Here is a 16,254-nt window from a genome sequence, read left to right on the forward strand (position 1 = left end):
GGCTCACGCGCCGATGAACATTTCCCGTCTGTTTATTCTTCGACCGGTAGCCACGCTGCTGCTGATGATCGCCCTCGTGCTGGTGGGCCTCGTCGCCATGCGCGTGCTGCCGGTTTCATCGCTGCCCAACGTCGACTATCCGACCATCCAGGTGCAGACGTTCTATCCGGGCGCGAGCCCGGACGTGATGGCCACCACGGTCACGGCGCCGCTCGAAGTGCAGTTGGGCGAGATCCCCGGCTTGCAACAGATGACCTCGTATAGCTCGGACGGCGCGTCGGTCATCACGCTGCAGTTCGATCTGTCGCTGAACCTCGACATCGCCGAGCAGAACGTCCAGCAGGCCATCAACGCCTCCAACAGCTATCTGCCCTCCGGTCTGCCGGCGCCGCCGACGTATGCCAAGGTCAATCCGGCCGACCAGCCGATCCTGACGCTCGCGGTCACGTCGAAATCGATGTCGCTGACCCAGCTTGAAGACATCGCCAACAACCGTCTCGGCACCAAGATTTCCGAAGTGTCGGGCGTGGGCGTGGTCACGACGAGCGGCGGCAATGTGCCGGCCATCCGCGTCGAAGCGGACCCGCACAAGCTGGCTGCCTACGGCCTGAACATCGACGATCTGCGCACGCTGCTCAGCTATGTCAACGTCAGTCAGCCGAAGGGCAATTTCGACGGCCCTGACCTCGATTACACGATCAACGGCAACGATCAGATCACCGATCCGAAGGACTATCTGGACACGGTGATCGCCTACCAGAATGGCGCCCCGGTATTCATGCGCGACGTCGCGCGGGTCAGTCAGGCCGCTCAGGACGTCGAGCGCGGCGCCTGGTACAACGGCTCGCCGGCGATCGTGCTCAACGTGCAACGGCAACCGGGCGCGAACGTGATCGCGACCGTCAACCAGATCATGAAGCAACTGCCGCAGCTCGAGTCCACGCTGCCGGCCGGCATGAAAGTGACGGTGGTGTCGGACACCACGGGCGTGATCCGCTCGTCGGTCTCCGAAGCGGCATTCGAACTGATTCTCGCCATCGCGCTGGTGGTCGCGGTGATCTTCGTATTCCTGCGCAACGTGCCCGCCACGCTCATTCCGAGCATATCGGTGCCGGTGTCGCTGATCGGCACGCTGGCGGTGATGTACCAGTTGAACTACTCGATCGACAACCTCTCGCTGATGGCGCTCATCATCGCCACCGGCTTCGTGGTCGACGACTCGATCGTGATGATCGAGAACATCGTGCGTTATCTGGAGGAAGGCAAGACACCGCTCGAAGCCGCACTGGAAGGCGCGGGTCAGATCGGCTTCACGATCCTGTCGCTGACCATCTCGCTGATTGCCGTGCTAATTCCGCTGCTCTTCATGGGCGGCGTGATCGGGCGTCTGTTCAGCGAGTTCGCGGTGACGCTTGCCGTCACCATCGTGATCTCGGCAATCGTGTCGCTGACCGTGGTGCCGATGCTCTGTGCGCGCATGTTGCGCGCACAGGCCGACCGTCATCCGAGCCGCTTTGAGCGGATCAGCGAGGGCCTGTTCGACAAAACGCTCGGCGCCTATGAGCGCGGGCTGCGCTGGGTGCTGGATCACCAGGTGCTGACGCTCGTGGTGGCCGTCGGTACCGTCGTGCTGACCGGCATCCTGTACGTGGTGATTCCGAAGGGCCTCTTTCCGGTGCAGGACGTCGGCGTGATCGAGGGTATTAGCGTGGCCGACAACTCGGTGTCGTACGCCGCGATGGTGAAACGCCAGGGCGCGCTCGCCGATGCGATCCTGAAAGACCCGGAGGTCACCTCGCTGACCTCCTACGTGGGTATCGACGGCACGAACTCGACGCTGAACAATGGCCGCTTCCTGATCAATCTTCGCGACCGCGACAAGCGTTCCGACACGGCGCAAGAAGTGGCCCGGCGTCTGCAACAGGAAGTCGCCAACGTGCCGGGCGTCAGGCTCTACATGCAGCCCGAGCAGGATCTGACGCTCGACACGACAGTCTCGCCGAACCAGTACAGCTTCGTGCTGCGCGGACCGAGCCAGCAGGCGTTCCAGAAGTACGTGCCGGAACTGATAGCGAAGCTGAAGCAGATTCCTTCGCTTGCCGACGTGCAAAGCGACATGAATACCGACGGCCTCAGCGTGAACGTCGAGGTTAACCGGCAACTGGCGGCGCGCTTCGGCATTACGCCCGCGACGATCGACAACGCGCTGTACGACGCGCTCGGCCAGCGGATCGTCTCGACAATCTTCGAGCAGTCGAACCAGTACCGCGTGATTCTCGTCGCCAAACCGGAATCGCTGCCGAACGTGCAGTCGATCGGCAACCTGTACCTGCCAAGTCAGACCAGCAGCACGGGCCAGGTGCCGCTGTCGGGCATCGCGAAGATCCAGATCACGAAGTCGCCGCTCGTGATCAGCCATCTGGCGCAGTTCCCATCGGTCACCATCTCGTTCAACCTCGCGAAAGATGCGTCGTTGAGCACCGCCGTCACGGCCATCCATCAAGCCGAACAGTCGGTGAACCTGCCGCCTTCGATCACCTCGTCGCTGCAGGGCGCGGCCCAGGCATTCGAAGATTCGCTGTCGAGCGAAGTCTATCTGCTGATCGCGGCGCTGGTCGCGGTGTATATCGTGCTCGGCGTGCTGTACGAGAGCTTCATCCATCCGGTCACGATTCTGTCCACGCTGCCCTCGGCGGGTATCGGCGCGCTGCTCGCGCTGATGATCGCCGGCAGCGACCTGGATGTGATCGGCATTATCGGTATCGTGCTGCTCATTGGTATCGTCAAGAAGAACGCCATCATGATGGTGGACTTCGCGCTGGATGCCGAACGCAATCACGGCAAGCCGCCGCGCGAGGCGATCTTCGAGGCTTCGCTGCTGCGTTTCCGCCCGATCCTGATGACCACGCTCGCCGCCATGCTCGGCGCCCTGCCGATGCTGCTCGGCAGCGGCACGGGTTCGGAATTGCGCCGGCCGCTAGGTCTCGCGATCATCGGCGGTCTGACGCTGAGCCAGATCCTGACGCTCTTCACCACGCCCGTGATCTATCTGTTCTTCGACAGAATGGCCGAGCGTACGAGACGCTGGCGCAACCGCAATAAACCGGAGAGTTCGCCTGGCGGCGGTGCGGAGGAAACGCCTTGAACATCTCGGCGCTATTCATCCGGCGGCCTGTCGCGACCACGCTTCTGGCCGTAGCGATCCTGATCTCCGGGGCGCTCGCCTACTTCCGGCTGCCGGTTGCGCCGTTGCCGAACATCGCCTTTCCGGTCATCGTGGTGCAGGCGAACATGGCGGGCGCGAGCCCGGACATCATGGGGACCACAGTGGCCGAGCCACTCGAGCGGCGGCTCGCCACGATTGCCGACGTTGAAGAACTGACTTCGATCAGCTCCGTCGGCTCGTCGGTGATCGTAGTCGAGTTCGGCCTGAAGCGCGACATCAACGGCGCCGCGCGCGACGTCGAAGCGGCTATCCAGGCGGCGCGCGCCGACTTGCCGACCACGCTGCGCAGCAACCCGAGCTATCGCCAGTACAACCCGGCGGATGCGCCGATCATGGTGCTCTCGCTGACGTCGGACACGCTCACCAAGGCACAGCTCTACGACTCGGCGGACTCGGTGATCCAGCAGCAACTCTCGCAAGTCCAGGGGGTGGGCCAGATCACGCTTGGCGGCGGCGCGTTGCCCTCGGTACGCGTGGAATTGCAACCGGGCAAACTGAACAGCTACGGCATCGGTCTGGAAGACGTGCGCGCGGCGATCAGCGCCGCCAACGCCGACAGCGCGAAGGGCCATCTCGACGAGGGCGACCAGCGCTACGTGGTCACGTCCAACGACCAGATCACGCATGCTGCGCCGTATCGCGACCTGGTGGTCGCCTACCGCAACGGCGCGCCGGTCCAGTTGCGCGACGTGGCCCAGGTTAGGGATTCGAACGAAAATATCCGCAACGCCGGGCTCTTCAATGGCAAGTCCGCCATCCTCGTGATCGTGTATCCAATGCCGGGCAGCAATATTGTGAGCACCGTCGCGCAGATTCGCAAAGTCCTGCCGTCAATCGAGGCGACGCTGCCAAGCAGCGTGCACGTGGGCATCGCCATCGACCGCTCGGAGTCGGTCAGATCGTCGGTGGGCGACACCGAGCGCACGCTGTTCATCGCCGTGCTGCTCGTAGTGGGCGTCGTGTTCATTTTCCTGCAATCGCCGCGCGCCACGCTGGTGCCGGCCGTCGCGCTGCCGCTGTCGATCGTGGGCAGCTTCGGGCCGATGTACCTGCTCGGCTACAGCATCGACAACCTTTCGCTGATGGCGCTGACAATCGGCACCGGCTTCGTGGTCGACGATGCGGTGGTGGTGCTGGAAAACATCGTGCGTCACATGGAGTTGGGGCTCAGCCCGAAAGAGGCCGCCTTGAAAGGCAGCGGCGAAGTGGGCTTCACGGTGATCTCGATGAGCCTGTCGCTGATCGCGGTGTTCCTCCCCATCATGCTGATGCCGGGCGTCGTCGGCCTGCTGTTCCATGAGTTCGCGGTCACGCTCTCCGTCGCCATCCTGATCTCGCTGGTGATTTCGCTGACGGTCACGCCGGCCATGTGCGCCTACGTGCTGAGCCGCGACAACGCCGGGCATTCGAAAGCCCGTTGGGCGATATGGGTCGAAAAGCAGTTCGATCGCTTCAAGAATGCCTACGCGCGCTCGCTCACGGCCGTACTGGACCATGCGCTGCTGGTCATCCTGCTGTTGATCGGTCTGCTGGTGGCCAACGTGTTTCTGTTCAAGCTGGTGCCGGCCACCTTCTTTCCCGAGCAGGACACGGGCATCCTGATTGGACAGATCATCGCCGACCAGAGCATCTCCTTTCCGGCGATGCAAAAGAAGCTCACGCAATTGCAGGAGATCGTGCAGAAGGATCCGGCAGTGGCCTCGGTAGCGGGCTTTACGGGCGGCCGCGCGCTCAATACCGCCAACGTGTTCATCGAACTCAAGCCGCTGGCGGAACGCCACGCCTCGGCCACCGAGGTCGTGAACCGCCTGCGGCCCAAGCTCAATGCGGTCTCGGGCGCCCGGCTCTTTATCCAGGCACAGCAGGATCTGCGAATCGGCGGACGGCAATCCGCCGCCGAGTATCAGTACACGCTCACCAGCGACGATTCCGCCGCGCTGTTCAAATGGACACCGCTACTCGTTGCCGCGCTCGCCAAGGAGCACGCGCAGTTGCTCGACGTGAACTCGGACTTGCAGCAAAACGGTCTGCAGACCTACGTCACCGTCAATCGCTCGACGGCGGCGCGCTACGGCTTTGCGCCGAACCAGGTCGACAACGTGCTGTATGACGCGTTTGGCCAACGGACGGTATCGACCATCTACAACCCGCTCAACCAGTATTTCGTGGTGATGGAGGTAGCGCCTGATTACTGGCAGTACCCGCAAGCGCTCAACCAGATTTACCTGAGCAGGGCGTCGGGCAACCCCACCGGCACGGCGGGCACGCAGATGCCGGGTGCCACGGTGTCGGGCGTGACTGTGGCGACCGAAGCCAGTGCGACCACGAACGCACTCAACTCGAACGCGCAAGCCAACGCGACCACCAACAGCATTGCCAATAGCAAGGGCGGCAGTTCGACCGGCAGCGCGGACAGCACGGCAGCCGAAACCATGGTGCCGCTGGCGGCGCTGGCTTCGTTCTCGAACAGCCATACGTCGACACAGGTGAACCACCAGAGCGGCCTCGTGGCCGCGACGATTTCGTTCAACCTGCCGGCGGGCGGTTCGTTGAGCAAGGCGGGCGTGGCGATCAACAACACGATCCGCGAGATCGGCATGCCCGCCAGCATCCACGGCTCGTTCGCCGGCGCGGCGGCGGCCTACTCGCAGTCCATGGGGACGGTGCCGCTGCTAATCCTGGCGGCGCTCGGCGTGGTGTATATCGTGCTCGGCGTGTTGTATGAAAGCTCGATCCACCCGCTGACCATCCTGTCGACGCTGCCGTCCGCGGGAATCGGCGCGACACTGGCCTTGCTGATTTTCGGCACACCGTTCTCGGTGATCGCGTTGATCGGCATCATCCTGCTGATCGGTATCGTCAAGAAGAACGGCATCATGATGGTCGACGTCGCGATCCATTTGCAGCGCGCCGAAGGCATGCCAGCGAGGGACGCGATTCACTCGGCCGCCGTGGTCCGTCTGCGGCCGATCATGATGACCACCTTCGCGGCCGTGCTCGGCGCGGTACCGTTGGCCATCGGCATTGGCCAGGGCGCGTCGCTGCGGCAACCGCTCGGTATCACGGTGATGGGCGGCCTGATCCTGAGTCAGGTCTTTACCTTGTACACGACGCCGGTGATCTACCTCTACCTCGACCGCTTGCGTTTCAAGCTGGTCAGATGGTCCGCCAACCTGCCATGGAATCGCGACGCGCAGCAACCCGGACAACCGGATACGAGGGCATGACGATGAAGATTTCCCGTAACCGCTTTGGTCGCTTTGGTCGCTTTGGCCCCCTTCGGCCGCTGGCCGTCGCGGCGCTGGCCCTGCTGGCCAGCGGTTGCATGGTCGGCCCGGACTACCACCGGCCGCAAGTCAATGTGGCCGCCACCTACTCGGAGTTGCCGGGCTGGACGCAAGCCGAGCCCGCGGCGGACAAACCGAAGGGCGACTGGTGGACAGCCTTCAACGATCCGCTGATGGACCAGCTCGAACCGCTGGTGTCGGTGTCGAACCAGACCGTGCGCGCGGACTACGCGAACTATCAGCAAGCGCTGGCAGAAGTGCGGGCGGCGCGTGCCGGCCTGTTCCCGACCATCGATGCAACCGGTTCGGGCACCAAGGCGCGTAGCTCGGTCGGCAATGCCGCCAGAGTGGTCAACTCGGCCTCGCTGGAAGGCAACGTCAGCTGGGCGCCGGATCTGTGGGGCCAGGTGCGGCGCACGATCGAAGAAAACGCCGCGACGGCGCAATCGAGCGAAGCGACGCTCGCCAATGCGACGCTCTCCGAGCAGGTGGCGCTGGCCACGGCAATCATCCAACTGCGCACCAGCGACGCCAATATCGACCTTCTGCAAAGGACGGTCGTGGCCTACCAGCACTTTCTGGACGTCGTGTCCGACCAGGATCAGGCGGGCACCATCCCGCCGTCCAACGTGATTAGTGCCCGTGCCCAGCTCGAGACGGCGCAGTCCAATCTGATCGCTCTTGGCGTGGCGCGCGCCCAAGACGCGCACGCGATCGCCGTGCTGGTGGGCAAGAATCCGGAAGAGCTTTCGATTACGCACAGCACCACGATGCCGACGCTGCCGGGTGTGCCCGTCGGCGTGCCGTCGACGCTGCTCGAACGCCGGCCCGATATCGCCGCCGCCGAGCGCAAGATGGCTGCGCAAAACGCGGCAATCGGCGTGGCGGTGTCGGCGTACTACCCGGCGATTTCCCTTTCCGGGTTGGCCGGGCTCACGCAGTCGCCGTTGTCCGGTCTGTTCAATGTGGGCAACTACGTCTGGTCGCTGGGCGGCAGCGCCACCGAAACGCTTTTCGACGGCGGCTTGCGCAGCGCCGACGTCGACGCGGCAAAGGCAGCCTACGACGCGGCCGTCGCCAACTACCGGGGCACGGTGTTGACGGCGTTCCAGAACGTTGAAGACGACTTGTCCGGATTGCGAATCTTGGCCGAGCAATCGGTCGTTCTGGATACGGCTGTACAAGATGCAACCCGCGGCGCCGAGATCGCTTTCAACGAGTACGAGGCCGGCACGGTGGACTACACGACCGTGGCGACCGCGCAGGCCACACAGTTGGCCACTCAGCAGACCGCGCTGAGTGTTCAGGAGACGCGCTTGCTGGACTCGGCGTCGCTATTCGGCGATCTGGGCGGCGGCTGGTCGGCGGACCAGTTGCATGATCCGCGGCATCCGGATAGGCAGGCAGCGTCGCAGTGAGCACCTGACAGCAGGGCCACCATTCACGGCATCTCCAATGCCAGATGCTCCTGATGACGCAGCGACTCCAGAAAGTCACGCGCGCCGAAGGCTTCGCCGGCGGTGAAGACGCCTGCTCCGTGGACCCGCCCACTGACGACACGCCTGACCGCCTCAACCACCAGAGGCGCGCTGATTGCGTAGATATCCTGACCGCTTGCCGATGCACGGCGTTCGTTGCCCCCCGACCGTACGACAACGTCGACCAGGAAGGTTTGCGCGGAGCGTCCGTTTTCGTCGACCGCGACAGGTGGCGACTCATCCGGCTCCAACAGGTCTTTAACCGCCACGGCCGTCATGTACGAGCGTATCTCGGGTGTCTCCAGATGGCGCGCGATCGTCACCGTATCTGCCATCGTGAATTCTCCAATGACCGGCTGCGTGCCGAGCGGTGCAGGGAACTGCCATTCGCCAACCGGCGCTGCGTCCGTGCGGAACGCCATCTGCCCTTTCGTAAAGACAAGGCGCCGCCCCTCTCTACGCTGCCGCGACACCTGGCCTGCCGCCCTTGTGCCGAGCGTCGGCTTCCAGCTACTGAGCCCATAGGCGATGCAGATTTCGTCCGCTGCCGTCCAATCGCCCATTGCCGCCGTGGCAAGGAGATCGCCCAAGCCGCCGAAAAATGCCATCCCCGGCACGATCACGATGCCCGCCTCGCGCGCCCGTTCAGCGTAATGCTTGAACGTATCCAGATTGGCCTCTAACTCCGCCGCGACGTCCAGATACGGAATCCGTGCACGCAACGCGGCTTCGATCACCGGCGCGGACGTACTGGCGAAAGGGCCGGCGCAATTGATCACAGCGGCCGCACCTGCAAGCGCCCGGTCGAGAGAATCCGGGTCATCTACCGACGCGGGCCGAATGTCCAGCCCGGGGTAAGCGGCGCCGAGGGCGTTCAGCTTGCTGGCATCGCGCCCGGAAAGGATAGGTCTCCAGTCACGCCTGACCAGTTCAGACACCACGAAGCGGCCGGTGTGGCCATAGGCGCCGAAGACGACCACGGTTTGATTCGACGTCATTGCAGACCTCCAGTTGTTATGGTGTTTCTTCGAACGGGGAGACAGCAGTTTGGCAAGACAACAACGCTACAGATCTGTATCTTTTTTTGAAGAGTAGAGTACAGATCTGTAGCGTGTCAAGAGATATGTTGGTACAGTAATCGGTAAGCAGAAAGTTTCCGTCTCTCAAGAGGACTTGTCATGAGCAGAGGCACACCTACCACCGCAAAAGAGGCCGGGACCACCAGTTCCGCCAGCGTCCGGGAACGCATACTCGATACGGCGGCTGAGTTGTTCTATCGGGAAGGCGTCAGAGCAGTCGGCGTCGATCTCGTCGTCGAACGCTCAGGGGTTGCGAAGACCAGTCTCTATCGTCACTTCACGACCAAGGACGATCTTGTCGCTGCGGTGCTCGAGCGGGACGACGCGAATTATTGGGCCGATTGGGACAAGACCGCGACACGCCACCGGAACGCCCCCAGAGATGAGCTCACGGCTCACCTCAAGTGGATCGCTCGTGATATCGCCGCACCGAAATACCGCGGCTGCCCTTTTCTCAACGTGGCAACCGAGTTTCCGGCGCCGGATCATCCCGCGCGAGTGGTGGCCCTCAGGCATAAGGTCGAGTTGCGCCGCCGTCTTGGTACGCTAGCGAAGCAAATCGGCGTTGCCCGGCCGGACAATCTGGCTAACCAGATCGCACTTCTTATCGACGGCGCCTACGTCTACGGACAGTTGGCAAACAAGGAGGCAGCGCAGCCGCTCGTGCCGGCGGCGCTTGCTCTGATCTCGGTCGCGGACAATCGTGGCTGATCCGTGCGGGAGGCTTGGGAGAGGGGCATCAGCAATCCGAAATAGCTCACATCTGATTCTGGCGTTGGCATGCTCTCAGAATCTGTTGAACCGCAAATTCGTCTCTCACGCTCTGCACATTCTGCAGGACACACACGTGATACGATTTTTCGCGAGGTAAGAGCAACTCGCCGTTTCTGTAAAGCGCGTCGCACGAGCGTCTGATCGCGTCTGCCGCCACGCTGCTTTGGCTGTTCCTCAGCGATTGCAAGATACATTGATCGTAGTCTGGATTGTTCATGCCGAACGCCTGGGCCGAGAGCGGCGAGGCGAGCGTGATCGAGAGAAGCAGATAGGCGAGGTTGCGCATGGATTCTGGACGAGCCGCAGAGATGAAGGCGAATAATCGTACCATCGCATTTCGATGTTCTCGACGTAATGATCGGCCGAAATCGACCTCCGAATTCACGTAGTACTGAGCCGCGTTCGGAAGTCGTTCAGCAGTTCAGTCGCGTGTGCGGCGAGCCGATGTATATCGTCGCTGGCGAGCGTGCGTTCGAAGTGCGCGCGTAATCAATGGTAGGTCGTCGTAGACGACTGCAGCTTCGTCAGCACGCCGCGCTTGAATCGGAACCAGCCTTGCGAGCTTTGCATTACGACTTCATCGCTTTGCCAGAACACGCGCTTGACCGTCATGCGCTCACCCAGGCGCTGCACAAGCGGCGGATGGTGACGAAAGTCGTACAGCACCGGGCCTGAATCAGTTTGCACGAGCATACGCGTGACGGTGTCATTTGCACTGTCGATATCATCGAAGTGCGCGAGCGTGTTCGCACCGAAGCGATCGAAAATCTCTTTGTCGAGCATCCCCACGAAATCACGGTCGACGCGCTCGAACTGCAGTTTGCCCGCGGGCGTGACGAGCGGTCCGGATTCGTTGCTTTGCGCATGAACGCAAGTCGCGAAAGAGGTGGCTGCGAGTGCAGCGAGGAATAGTCGTTTCATGCTTCCTTTTGGGTTCGGCGGCGTCTCCGACAACGGAGCACAATCCGCAATTTTTCTTGGGAGCATTGTCGTCAATTTTGGTCGACATGTCGAACGCTCGCATCTGGTCGAACCCAGTCCGACGGGGCGCCCCTAACCCACGCAAATACCTGGTACTGCGACCTTCTGGAACAGGTGCGGAGAAGCGATCGCCGATGAGGGATACGCGGTGAGCTTCGCCTTGAATTCCGGATGAGTGAACGCCGCCCGGAAGTGGGCGGTGGACTCCCACACTGCATAGTTCAGGTACGTCGGACTTTCACCGACTGCGCGGTGAAGTTGTGTCGAAATGAAGCCGGGCTGCTGCTTCATAAACGCCGCATCGTCCTGCCAGACCTGAAGAAAAATCTGCTCGTCAGCCTTGTCTAGGGTGAAAACGTTGACAAGAACGACAGGGGCGGCGTCAGTGGCGAGTTGACGTTCGATCGGGAAAGAAGGGTCGAGTGGACGCAATTGCGGCATAGTAGCTCCATCAGTTTGGTTGCATAATGTCAACTTGACATGATTGATTTATAGTGCATTGACACTATGATGTCAACTTACTTCAATGGTGACAGATGCGTAAGACAAAGAGAACGCCAGCCGGCGAGACCCTGACGAGCTTCATACTCGATTTTTTCAGGCTGAATAGCCGACTTCTGACCGCGGGCGATCGCCTGGTTGCGGAACTCGGGCTCACGAGCGCCCGCTGGCAGATCCTTGGCGCAATCACCGCGGCGCAGCAGCCTCAGCCAGTCGCGTGGATCGCTCGGGACCTGGGCGCCAATCGCCAAAACGTGCAGCGAATAGTCAATGACCTGGAAGAGGAAGGGTTAGTTAGATTCGAGGTCAACCCCCACCATCGCCGCGCGCAACTTGTCGTTTTGACGGACAAGGGGAGGCAAGCATTTGACGCTGCCATGGGCCTTCAGGTCGCTTGGGTCAACCGCCTCTCTGACGGGTTATCTGTCGAGGACATCGAGGCAGCAAGCCGCGTCATGATGAGACTGCGAAAAAATCTGGAGGACAGTATGGACCCAGAAAATCTGGAGTGATTGCGCGGAGGTCTTGGCGGCTGACGCATCGAGCCGTGACGACGGAGGCCGGCGTGAGCGCTTCACTAGCGAGTTATCACTGCCGCCGCATCACGTCTTCTGCTTATCCGCGACATCGTCCGCCAACACAGCGCGCGAGGTGTCGCCCAACAGATATCGCGGACCGCTTCCCCGCCGTCGGGCAACATCGTCGGGATTGTAGAGAGAACAGGACTTCAGCGAAAGGCACCCGCAACCTACGCAGGATGCAAGCTGATCGCGCAATGCAATAAGACCGTCGATGCGTTCCTGAAGCAGAGGCTGCCAGGCGCGAGAGAGACGCTGCCAATCCTGCCTGGTCGGCGTGCGTTGCCCGGGCAACGTCTCAAGGGCAGAACGAATCTCCGAAAGGTTCAATCCGACAGCCTGTGCGGCGCGGATGAACCCTACGCGACGGAGGACCTCCCTTCGATACTGCCGATGACCACCTTCTGTTCGGGTACTGCTGATCAGCCCCTGTTCCTCATAGAAGCGGATCGCACTCGCGGCTACGCCCGAGCGTCTGGCAAGTTCACCAATTGTAATCGTCGTCTCGTTCATGACGTTTCCACGAATTCTCTCTTGACTTCAAGTTTACTTGAACTTTCACAATGGATTCGTTCCTTTGATCGAGAGACGACAATATGCGCAAGGACCCCGTTAAGCTCAAATTGAACGAGCTTCTGGATGCAAACGCTCGCTTCGACCTGATGGCCAGAGGTACAACCAACCATTGTCCGATGGCGCTTGTCGCGTTGGCCGGGATGGGGGCGTCGCCTGCTCGACTGCAGGAATTCTTCGATATGTGGGAGCGCGAATATGCATTAAGCGCGGCGCCTGTCGACACAATCGTCAGCCGTCACGAATGGTCGCGGCAACTCGGCAATGCCCCCGCATTCGGCGCCTTGCGCCTGTGTTTTCTAGACTGGATCGTCGAAGCCGGCGCCGTCCCGGTCATCGCGGCAGTGCTGGAAGAGGTGCCGTTCGCACCGGCAACGCAGGCCTTTCACGCGCTTATCCGCTTGGCATACGGCATCGAGGCGGTGCATCCCGGCGAAATCGCCTCCGGCCTGGCCGCGTTAATCTCGTCGCATCTGCCGATTGACGCCTGTTTCGACGGGTCCCGCACAGCAAAAAACGTCGATGCCGGGTTTGACAGCGTCGTACGTGCAATAGACGACAGTGTTGTACAGGGCGACTCGATCACGTCACGCTTGCGCGCCGTTGCATGCGATGTGCGGTTCAGGCAGGCTGTGCTTGCGCCTCCGGTTACTGTGTCCTTACTCGACGACCTGGCGCGGGCGACGATTAGCGCCTACTGGCGCTCGCCGGACTTCACGGTGCTTCACACGGTTACTGCGACACACGCGGCTCGGATCCTCCTGGCACAATTGTCTGACGCGTTGGCGGAACAATTGCTGCCCGGCTTGTGGATTGCGCTGTGCGCGGCGTATGCAACGGTTCGCAGGCCCGCGAACGTTGAAATAGAGTCGCCTGACGTTGTCGTTGGCTGGGACGACGTGTGCCGGATGGCCGTGGCGTCAAACGACGATCATGTGATCAAGTTGGCGTACACGTGTCTTTGCGAGAACCGTCGCAATCCATCACCTCTTTACCTGGCGTCAGCGGCGCGCATAGTTACAGGGTTGTCTGGCTGAACGCAGTCAGTTGTCGAACTATTCCGTGCGACGAAAACGTCACCGGGAGTGCAAGTGCGTGTAAATTCGAATCCAGTGGTTTTCGACCCGCCACTGGTCTTCGAATCGGTCGTCATCGGCGTTGGTCTTATGGACTTACAGGAGCCGGTATGAGCACGAAGCACAACAAAAAAGATCATCTTGAAGCCGCCGCGTCACATCACGAGCAGGCAGCGCGATTTCACCGCGGGGCGTCGCGGCATTTCGAGGCGGGTAAAGACTATGCCCACGCCGCACATCAGGCGATGATGGCCCATGGCCATACCTTGCACGCGATCGATCAGGCACACGACGCCGGCGCACACAGCGCGAACACGCCGCCGGTCGCACCGGCATCGACCGGCTCTGGCGCAGATAACACGAACGCCGCAAAACAGCACGCAATGGCGGCCGAGCTTCACGATCAGGCGGCCCAGCATATGCGCCACGCCGTCAAGCTCTTCGATCAGGACCGTAGTGCGGTCGCCCACGATGCGCAGCTAGCGCTCACCCTTGCACTGCGCGCTTTGTCGCACGGCAACGAAGCAGCGAAACTATTTATCAAGCTCGCTCCCGTCGATGCGCCGTGAGTGATGTCGACCTTCGCTGCGCCGGCACCGGCGCTGATCAACACCCTGTTGTCGCGTCGCGCGGAACTACGGTCATGGGCCAGCCGTCAGGAGCCGCGCACGGTGTGCGCGGCTGAATCCAGCGTTGCGCTCGGGACTAGGCCTTTCGGTCCAGCAAGTCTGCCGCAATAGACTTCGCATGCGCGACAGCCTGGTTCGGGTCTGGGAATACACCGAGCTGTTCCCAGTGTTCTTCGACCGCGTAAGTCCCTTTCATACCGAGTGCCCTTTGCACGCGCAATTGCGCCGCGTACTTGCCGTCCTCCAGCGGTCGAGCCGTTGCAATCACCTTGTGCGGGAGACCGGATCTCTCCGGTTGAACCAACTCAACGTGACCGCCCGGCTCACCGATATCCTTTAACGCGTTCCTCGTTTTGCAGTCTGGGCAGTAGAAGCACCACCCCGCGTCCTCGTGAATGGATCTAACCTGCCCGCGGGCCAGCACGGCGCGACATTCAACGTTTTCGCAGATGAACGGCATAGCAGTCTCCGGAGTTGTTTGCGAGAAATCCTAGCATGACCGGCGACGGCCAACCATAAGCATTGTTGCCGTGCCTGTTCCGCGCGCCAGAGGCCGGGAGCCGCCCCCACCGGCGCGCCAGGAAAACCTTCAGGCACGGGTCGGCGCGATCGCTGCACGCGGCCGCAGCGTGGCCATGATCAGGTACATGCCGCCGCCGATCACCACGCCGAAGAACCATCCATAGGTATTCCACCAGACCGGCAGCAGATTGGTGAAGTTTGGCAGGAAGGTCGAAAACACGCTGCCGACCGCCGCGGAGACCAGTGCGTTGACGTTCCAGCCACCTTCGTAGCGATACTCGCCGTGCTCCTGATAGAGCGCTGCAACATTGATATTGCCTTTGGCCACCAGGTAGTAGTCCACCAGAATGATCCCCAGCAGCGGGCCCATCGTGGCGCCGATGGCATTGACGAAATGCGCGGCGTTGCCTTCCCACGGCGCGAAAGGATAGAGCACCAGCGCGATGGCCGCGGCGATGTAGCCCCCCCTTTTGAAGCTGATCCGTTTGGGGAACGTGTTGGAGATGTCGAACGCCGCCGAGACGAAATTGGCCACCACGTTAATCCCCAGCGTGGCGACCGCGAAGGTCAGTGCCGCGATAAGCGCCAGCACCCAACTGTCGAACTTGGCCGAAATCTGTTCGGGGTGAAGCAGCACCTCGCCGTACACCTTGAAGGCGGCGATGGTGGTCACGCCGGCGACCAGCGAGAACGCGATCAGGTTGACCGGCAGGCCCCACAAATTTCCTTTTTTCACTGCGTCGCGATTTTTCGCGTAGCGCGAGAAGTCGCAAAAGTTCAGGTAGAGCGCTGCGAAGTAGGTGATCCAGGTCGCGCCCACGGCCATCAGCGCCCAGAACGAGCCGGGCTCGCCGCTGACGCCGGCGTCGCCGGTCTTCTGGAGCAGTACGTCCATCGGAATGCCATGGGTGAACGAGAAGCCGCCGGCCTTCACACACAGGCCGATCGCAAGAATCAGCATCGCGACCCACACCGCCGGACCGGCCCAGTCCTGGAACTTGCGCACCGTTTCCATGCCCTTCTGGATGATGAGTAGCTGCAGCGCCCAGATGATCACGTAGCAGATCACCTCCAGCCCTGAGTGGCCCAGTACCTGCGTGCCCTTGTGGAACGCCATCAGGCCGTCGCTGCGAATCAGCAACGCGACCATCGCGCCCGACGCGGCCGCCGTCTGCGCGCCGTACCAGAAGCAGGCCACCACGGCGCGCACCATGGCTGCCAGATTGGCGCCCCACACGCCAAAGGAGGCGCGCGCCAGCACCGGATAAGGCACGCCGGTTTTCTCGCCGGCGTAGCCGATCAGGTTCATGAGCGCGAAGATCACCAGCGAGCCGAGCCCGATCGCCAGCACGAAGTTGATAAAGCTGCCGCACAGCAGGAACAGGCTGGCGGCGAGGTAGTAGCCCCAGAGGCTGTGCACGTCCGAAGTCCAGACGTTGAAGATGCTGAACGCACCCCAGTTGCGCTGCCTGGCGGGTGCGAGATCTTCGTTGTAGAGGCCGGGGGAAGGATCGCGGATTTCCATCTGTCATCTCCTTTGATCTCGTGGA

The 16,254-nt window shown here is 61.8% G+C and carries 14 protein-coding genes; 7 read left to right on the forward strand and 7 right to left on the reverse strand.

Annotated elements, in window-relative coordinates:
* The first annotated feature begins 13 nt into the window (after positions 1-13).
* Genes FSO04_RS00340 through FSO04_RS00350 form a run of 3 tightly spaced genes read left to right on the forward strand, consistent with a single transcriptional unit; the run spans position 14 to position 7,931 of the window.
* The gene (locus FSO04_RS00340) at positions 14-3,145 is read left to right on the forward strand and encodes an efflux RND transporter permease subunit (RefSeq protein WP_154557845.1); all 3,132 of its coding nucleotides are present in this window, start codon (positions 14-16) and stop codon (positions 3,143-3,145) included.
* A complete protein-coding gene (locus FSO04_RS00345; RefSeq protein ID WP_154557846.1) occupies positions 3,142-6,453 on the forward strand; it encodes an efflux RND transporter permease subunit in 3,312 nt (1,103 codons plus the stop codon). The genes FSO04_RS00340 and FSO04_RS00345 overlap by 4 nt, the downstream gene beginning before the upstream one ends.
* On the forward strand, positions 6,450-7,931 hold the full coding sequence (locus FSO04_RS00350) for an efflux transporter outer membrane subunit (RefSeq protein WP_154557847.1): 1,482 nt from the start codon (positions 6,450-6,452) through the stop codon (positions 7,929-7,931). Before FSO04_RS00345 ends, FSO04_RS00350 begins: the two co-directional genes overlap by 4 nt.
* Before the next feature lie 23 nt (positions 7,932-7,954).
* Here the strand turns inward: FSO04_RS00350 and FSO04_RS00355 are convergent, their stop codons facing one another.
* Positions 7,955-8,989, reverse strand: coding sequence for a saccharopine dehydrogenase family protein (locus FSO04_RS00355; RefSeq protein ID WP_154557848.1), 1,035 nt, complete (start codon positions 8,987-8,989; stop codon positions 7,955-7,957).
* Positions 8,990-9,169: 180 nt separating this feature from the next.
* Between FSO04_RS00355 and FSO04_RS00360 the strand changes: the two genes are divergently transcribed.
* A complete protein-coding gene (locus FSO04_RS00360; RefSeq protein WP_154557849.1) occupies positions 9,170-9,781 on the forward strand; it encodes a TetR/AcrR family transcriptional regulator in 612 nt (203 codons plus the stop codon).
* Positions 9,782-9,827: 46 nt separating this feature from the next.
* Here the strand turns inward: FSO04_RS00360 and FSO04_RS00365 are convergent, their stop codons facing one another.
* The 3 genes from FSO04_RS00365 to FSO04_RS00375 form a co-directional block, all read right to left on the reverse strand.
* Entirely contained in the window at positions 9,828-10,130 is a 303-nt protein-coding gene (locus FSO04_RS00365; protein WP_154558014.1) for a VF_A0006 family four-cysteine protein, read from the reverse strand.
* A 203-nt stretch (positions 10,131-10,333) separates the two neighbouring features.
* On the reverse strand, positions 10,334-10,765 hold the full coding sequence (locus FSO04_RS00370; protein ID WP_154557850.1) for a hypothetical protein: 432 nt from the start codon (positions 10,763-10,765) through the stop codon (positions 10,334-10,336).
* A gap of 132 nt (positions 10,766-10,897) precedes the next feature.
* Positions 10,898-11,266: an antibiotic biosynthesis monooxygenase family protein gene (locus FSO04_RS00375; protein WP_154557851.1), complete on the reverse strand. Its 369-nt coding sequence runs from the start codon at positions 11,264-11,266 to the stop codon at positions 10,898-10,900.
* A 95-nt stretch (positions 11,267-11,361) separates the two neighbouring features.
* Here FSO04_RS00375 and FSO04_RS00380 point away from each other — a divergent pair, with 95 nt between their 5' ends.
* Positions 11,362-11,838 (forward strand): MarR family winged helix-turn-helix transcriptional regulator, encoded by a 477-nt coding sequence (locus FSO04_RS00380; protein ID WP_154557852.1) that lies wholly within the window; start codon positions 11,362-11,364, stop codon positions 11,836-11,838.
* A 90-nt stretch (positions 11,839-11,928) separates the two neighbouring features.
* Here FSO04_RS00380 and soxR read toward each other — a convergent pair whose 3' ends face one another.
* Positions 11,929-12,417, reverse strand: coding sequence for a redox-sensitive transcriptional activator SoxR (gene soxR, locus FSO04_RS00385; protein WP_154557853.1), 489 nt, complete (start codon positions 12,415-12,417; stop codon positions 11,929-11,931).
* A gap of 83 nt (positions 12,418-12,500) precedes the next feature.
* Between soxR and FSO04_RS00390 the strand changes: the two genes are divergently transcribed.
* Both FSO04_RS00390 and FSO04_RS00395 read left to right on the forward strand, forming a co-directional pair.
* The gene (locus FSO04_RS00390; protein WP_154557854.1) at positions 12,501-13,514 is read left to right on the forward strand and encodes a questin oxidase family protein; all 1,014 of its coding nucleotides are present in this window, start codon (positions 12,501-12,503) and stop codon (positions 13,512-13,514) included.
* Between the two features lie 149 nt (positions 13,515-13,663).
* Positions 13,664-14,122, forward strand: coding sequence for a hypothetical protein (locus FSO04_RS00395; protein WP_154557855.1), 459 nt, complete (start codon positions 13,664-13,666; stop codon positions 14,120-14,122).
* Between the two features lie 136 nt (positions 14,123-14,258).
* Here the strand turns inward: FSO04_RS00395 and FSO04_RS00400 are convergent, their stop codons facing one another.
* Positions 14,259-14,642 carry a hypothetical protein gene (locus FSO04_RS00400; RefSeq protein WP_154557856.1) on the reverse strand — a complete coding sequence of 128 codons (384 nt, stop codon included), beginning with the start codon at positions 14,640-14,642 and terminating at the stop codon, positions 14,259-14,261.
* A 129-nt stretch (positions 14,643-14,771) separates the two neighbouring features.
* Positions 14,772-16,229, reverse strand: a complete 1,458-nt coding sequence (locus FSO04_RS00405) for an NCS1 family nucleobase:cation symporter-1 (RefSeq protein WP_154557857.1) — start codon at positions 16,227-16,229, stop codon at positions 14,772-14,774.
* Positions 16,230-16,254: the final 25 nt, after the last annotated feature.

This window comes from Paraburkholderia madseniana, from assembly GCF_009690905.1.
Taxonomy (GTDB): Bacteria; Pseudomonadota; Gammaproteobacteria; order Burkholderiales; family Burkholderiaceae; genus Paraburkholderia; species Paraburkholderia madseniana.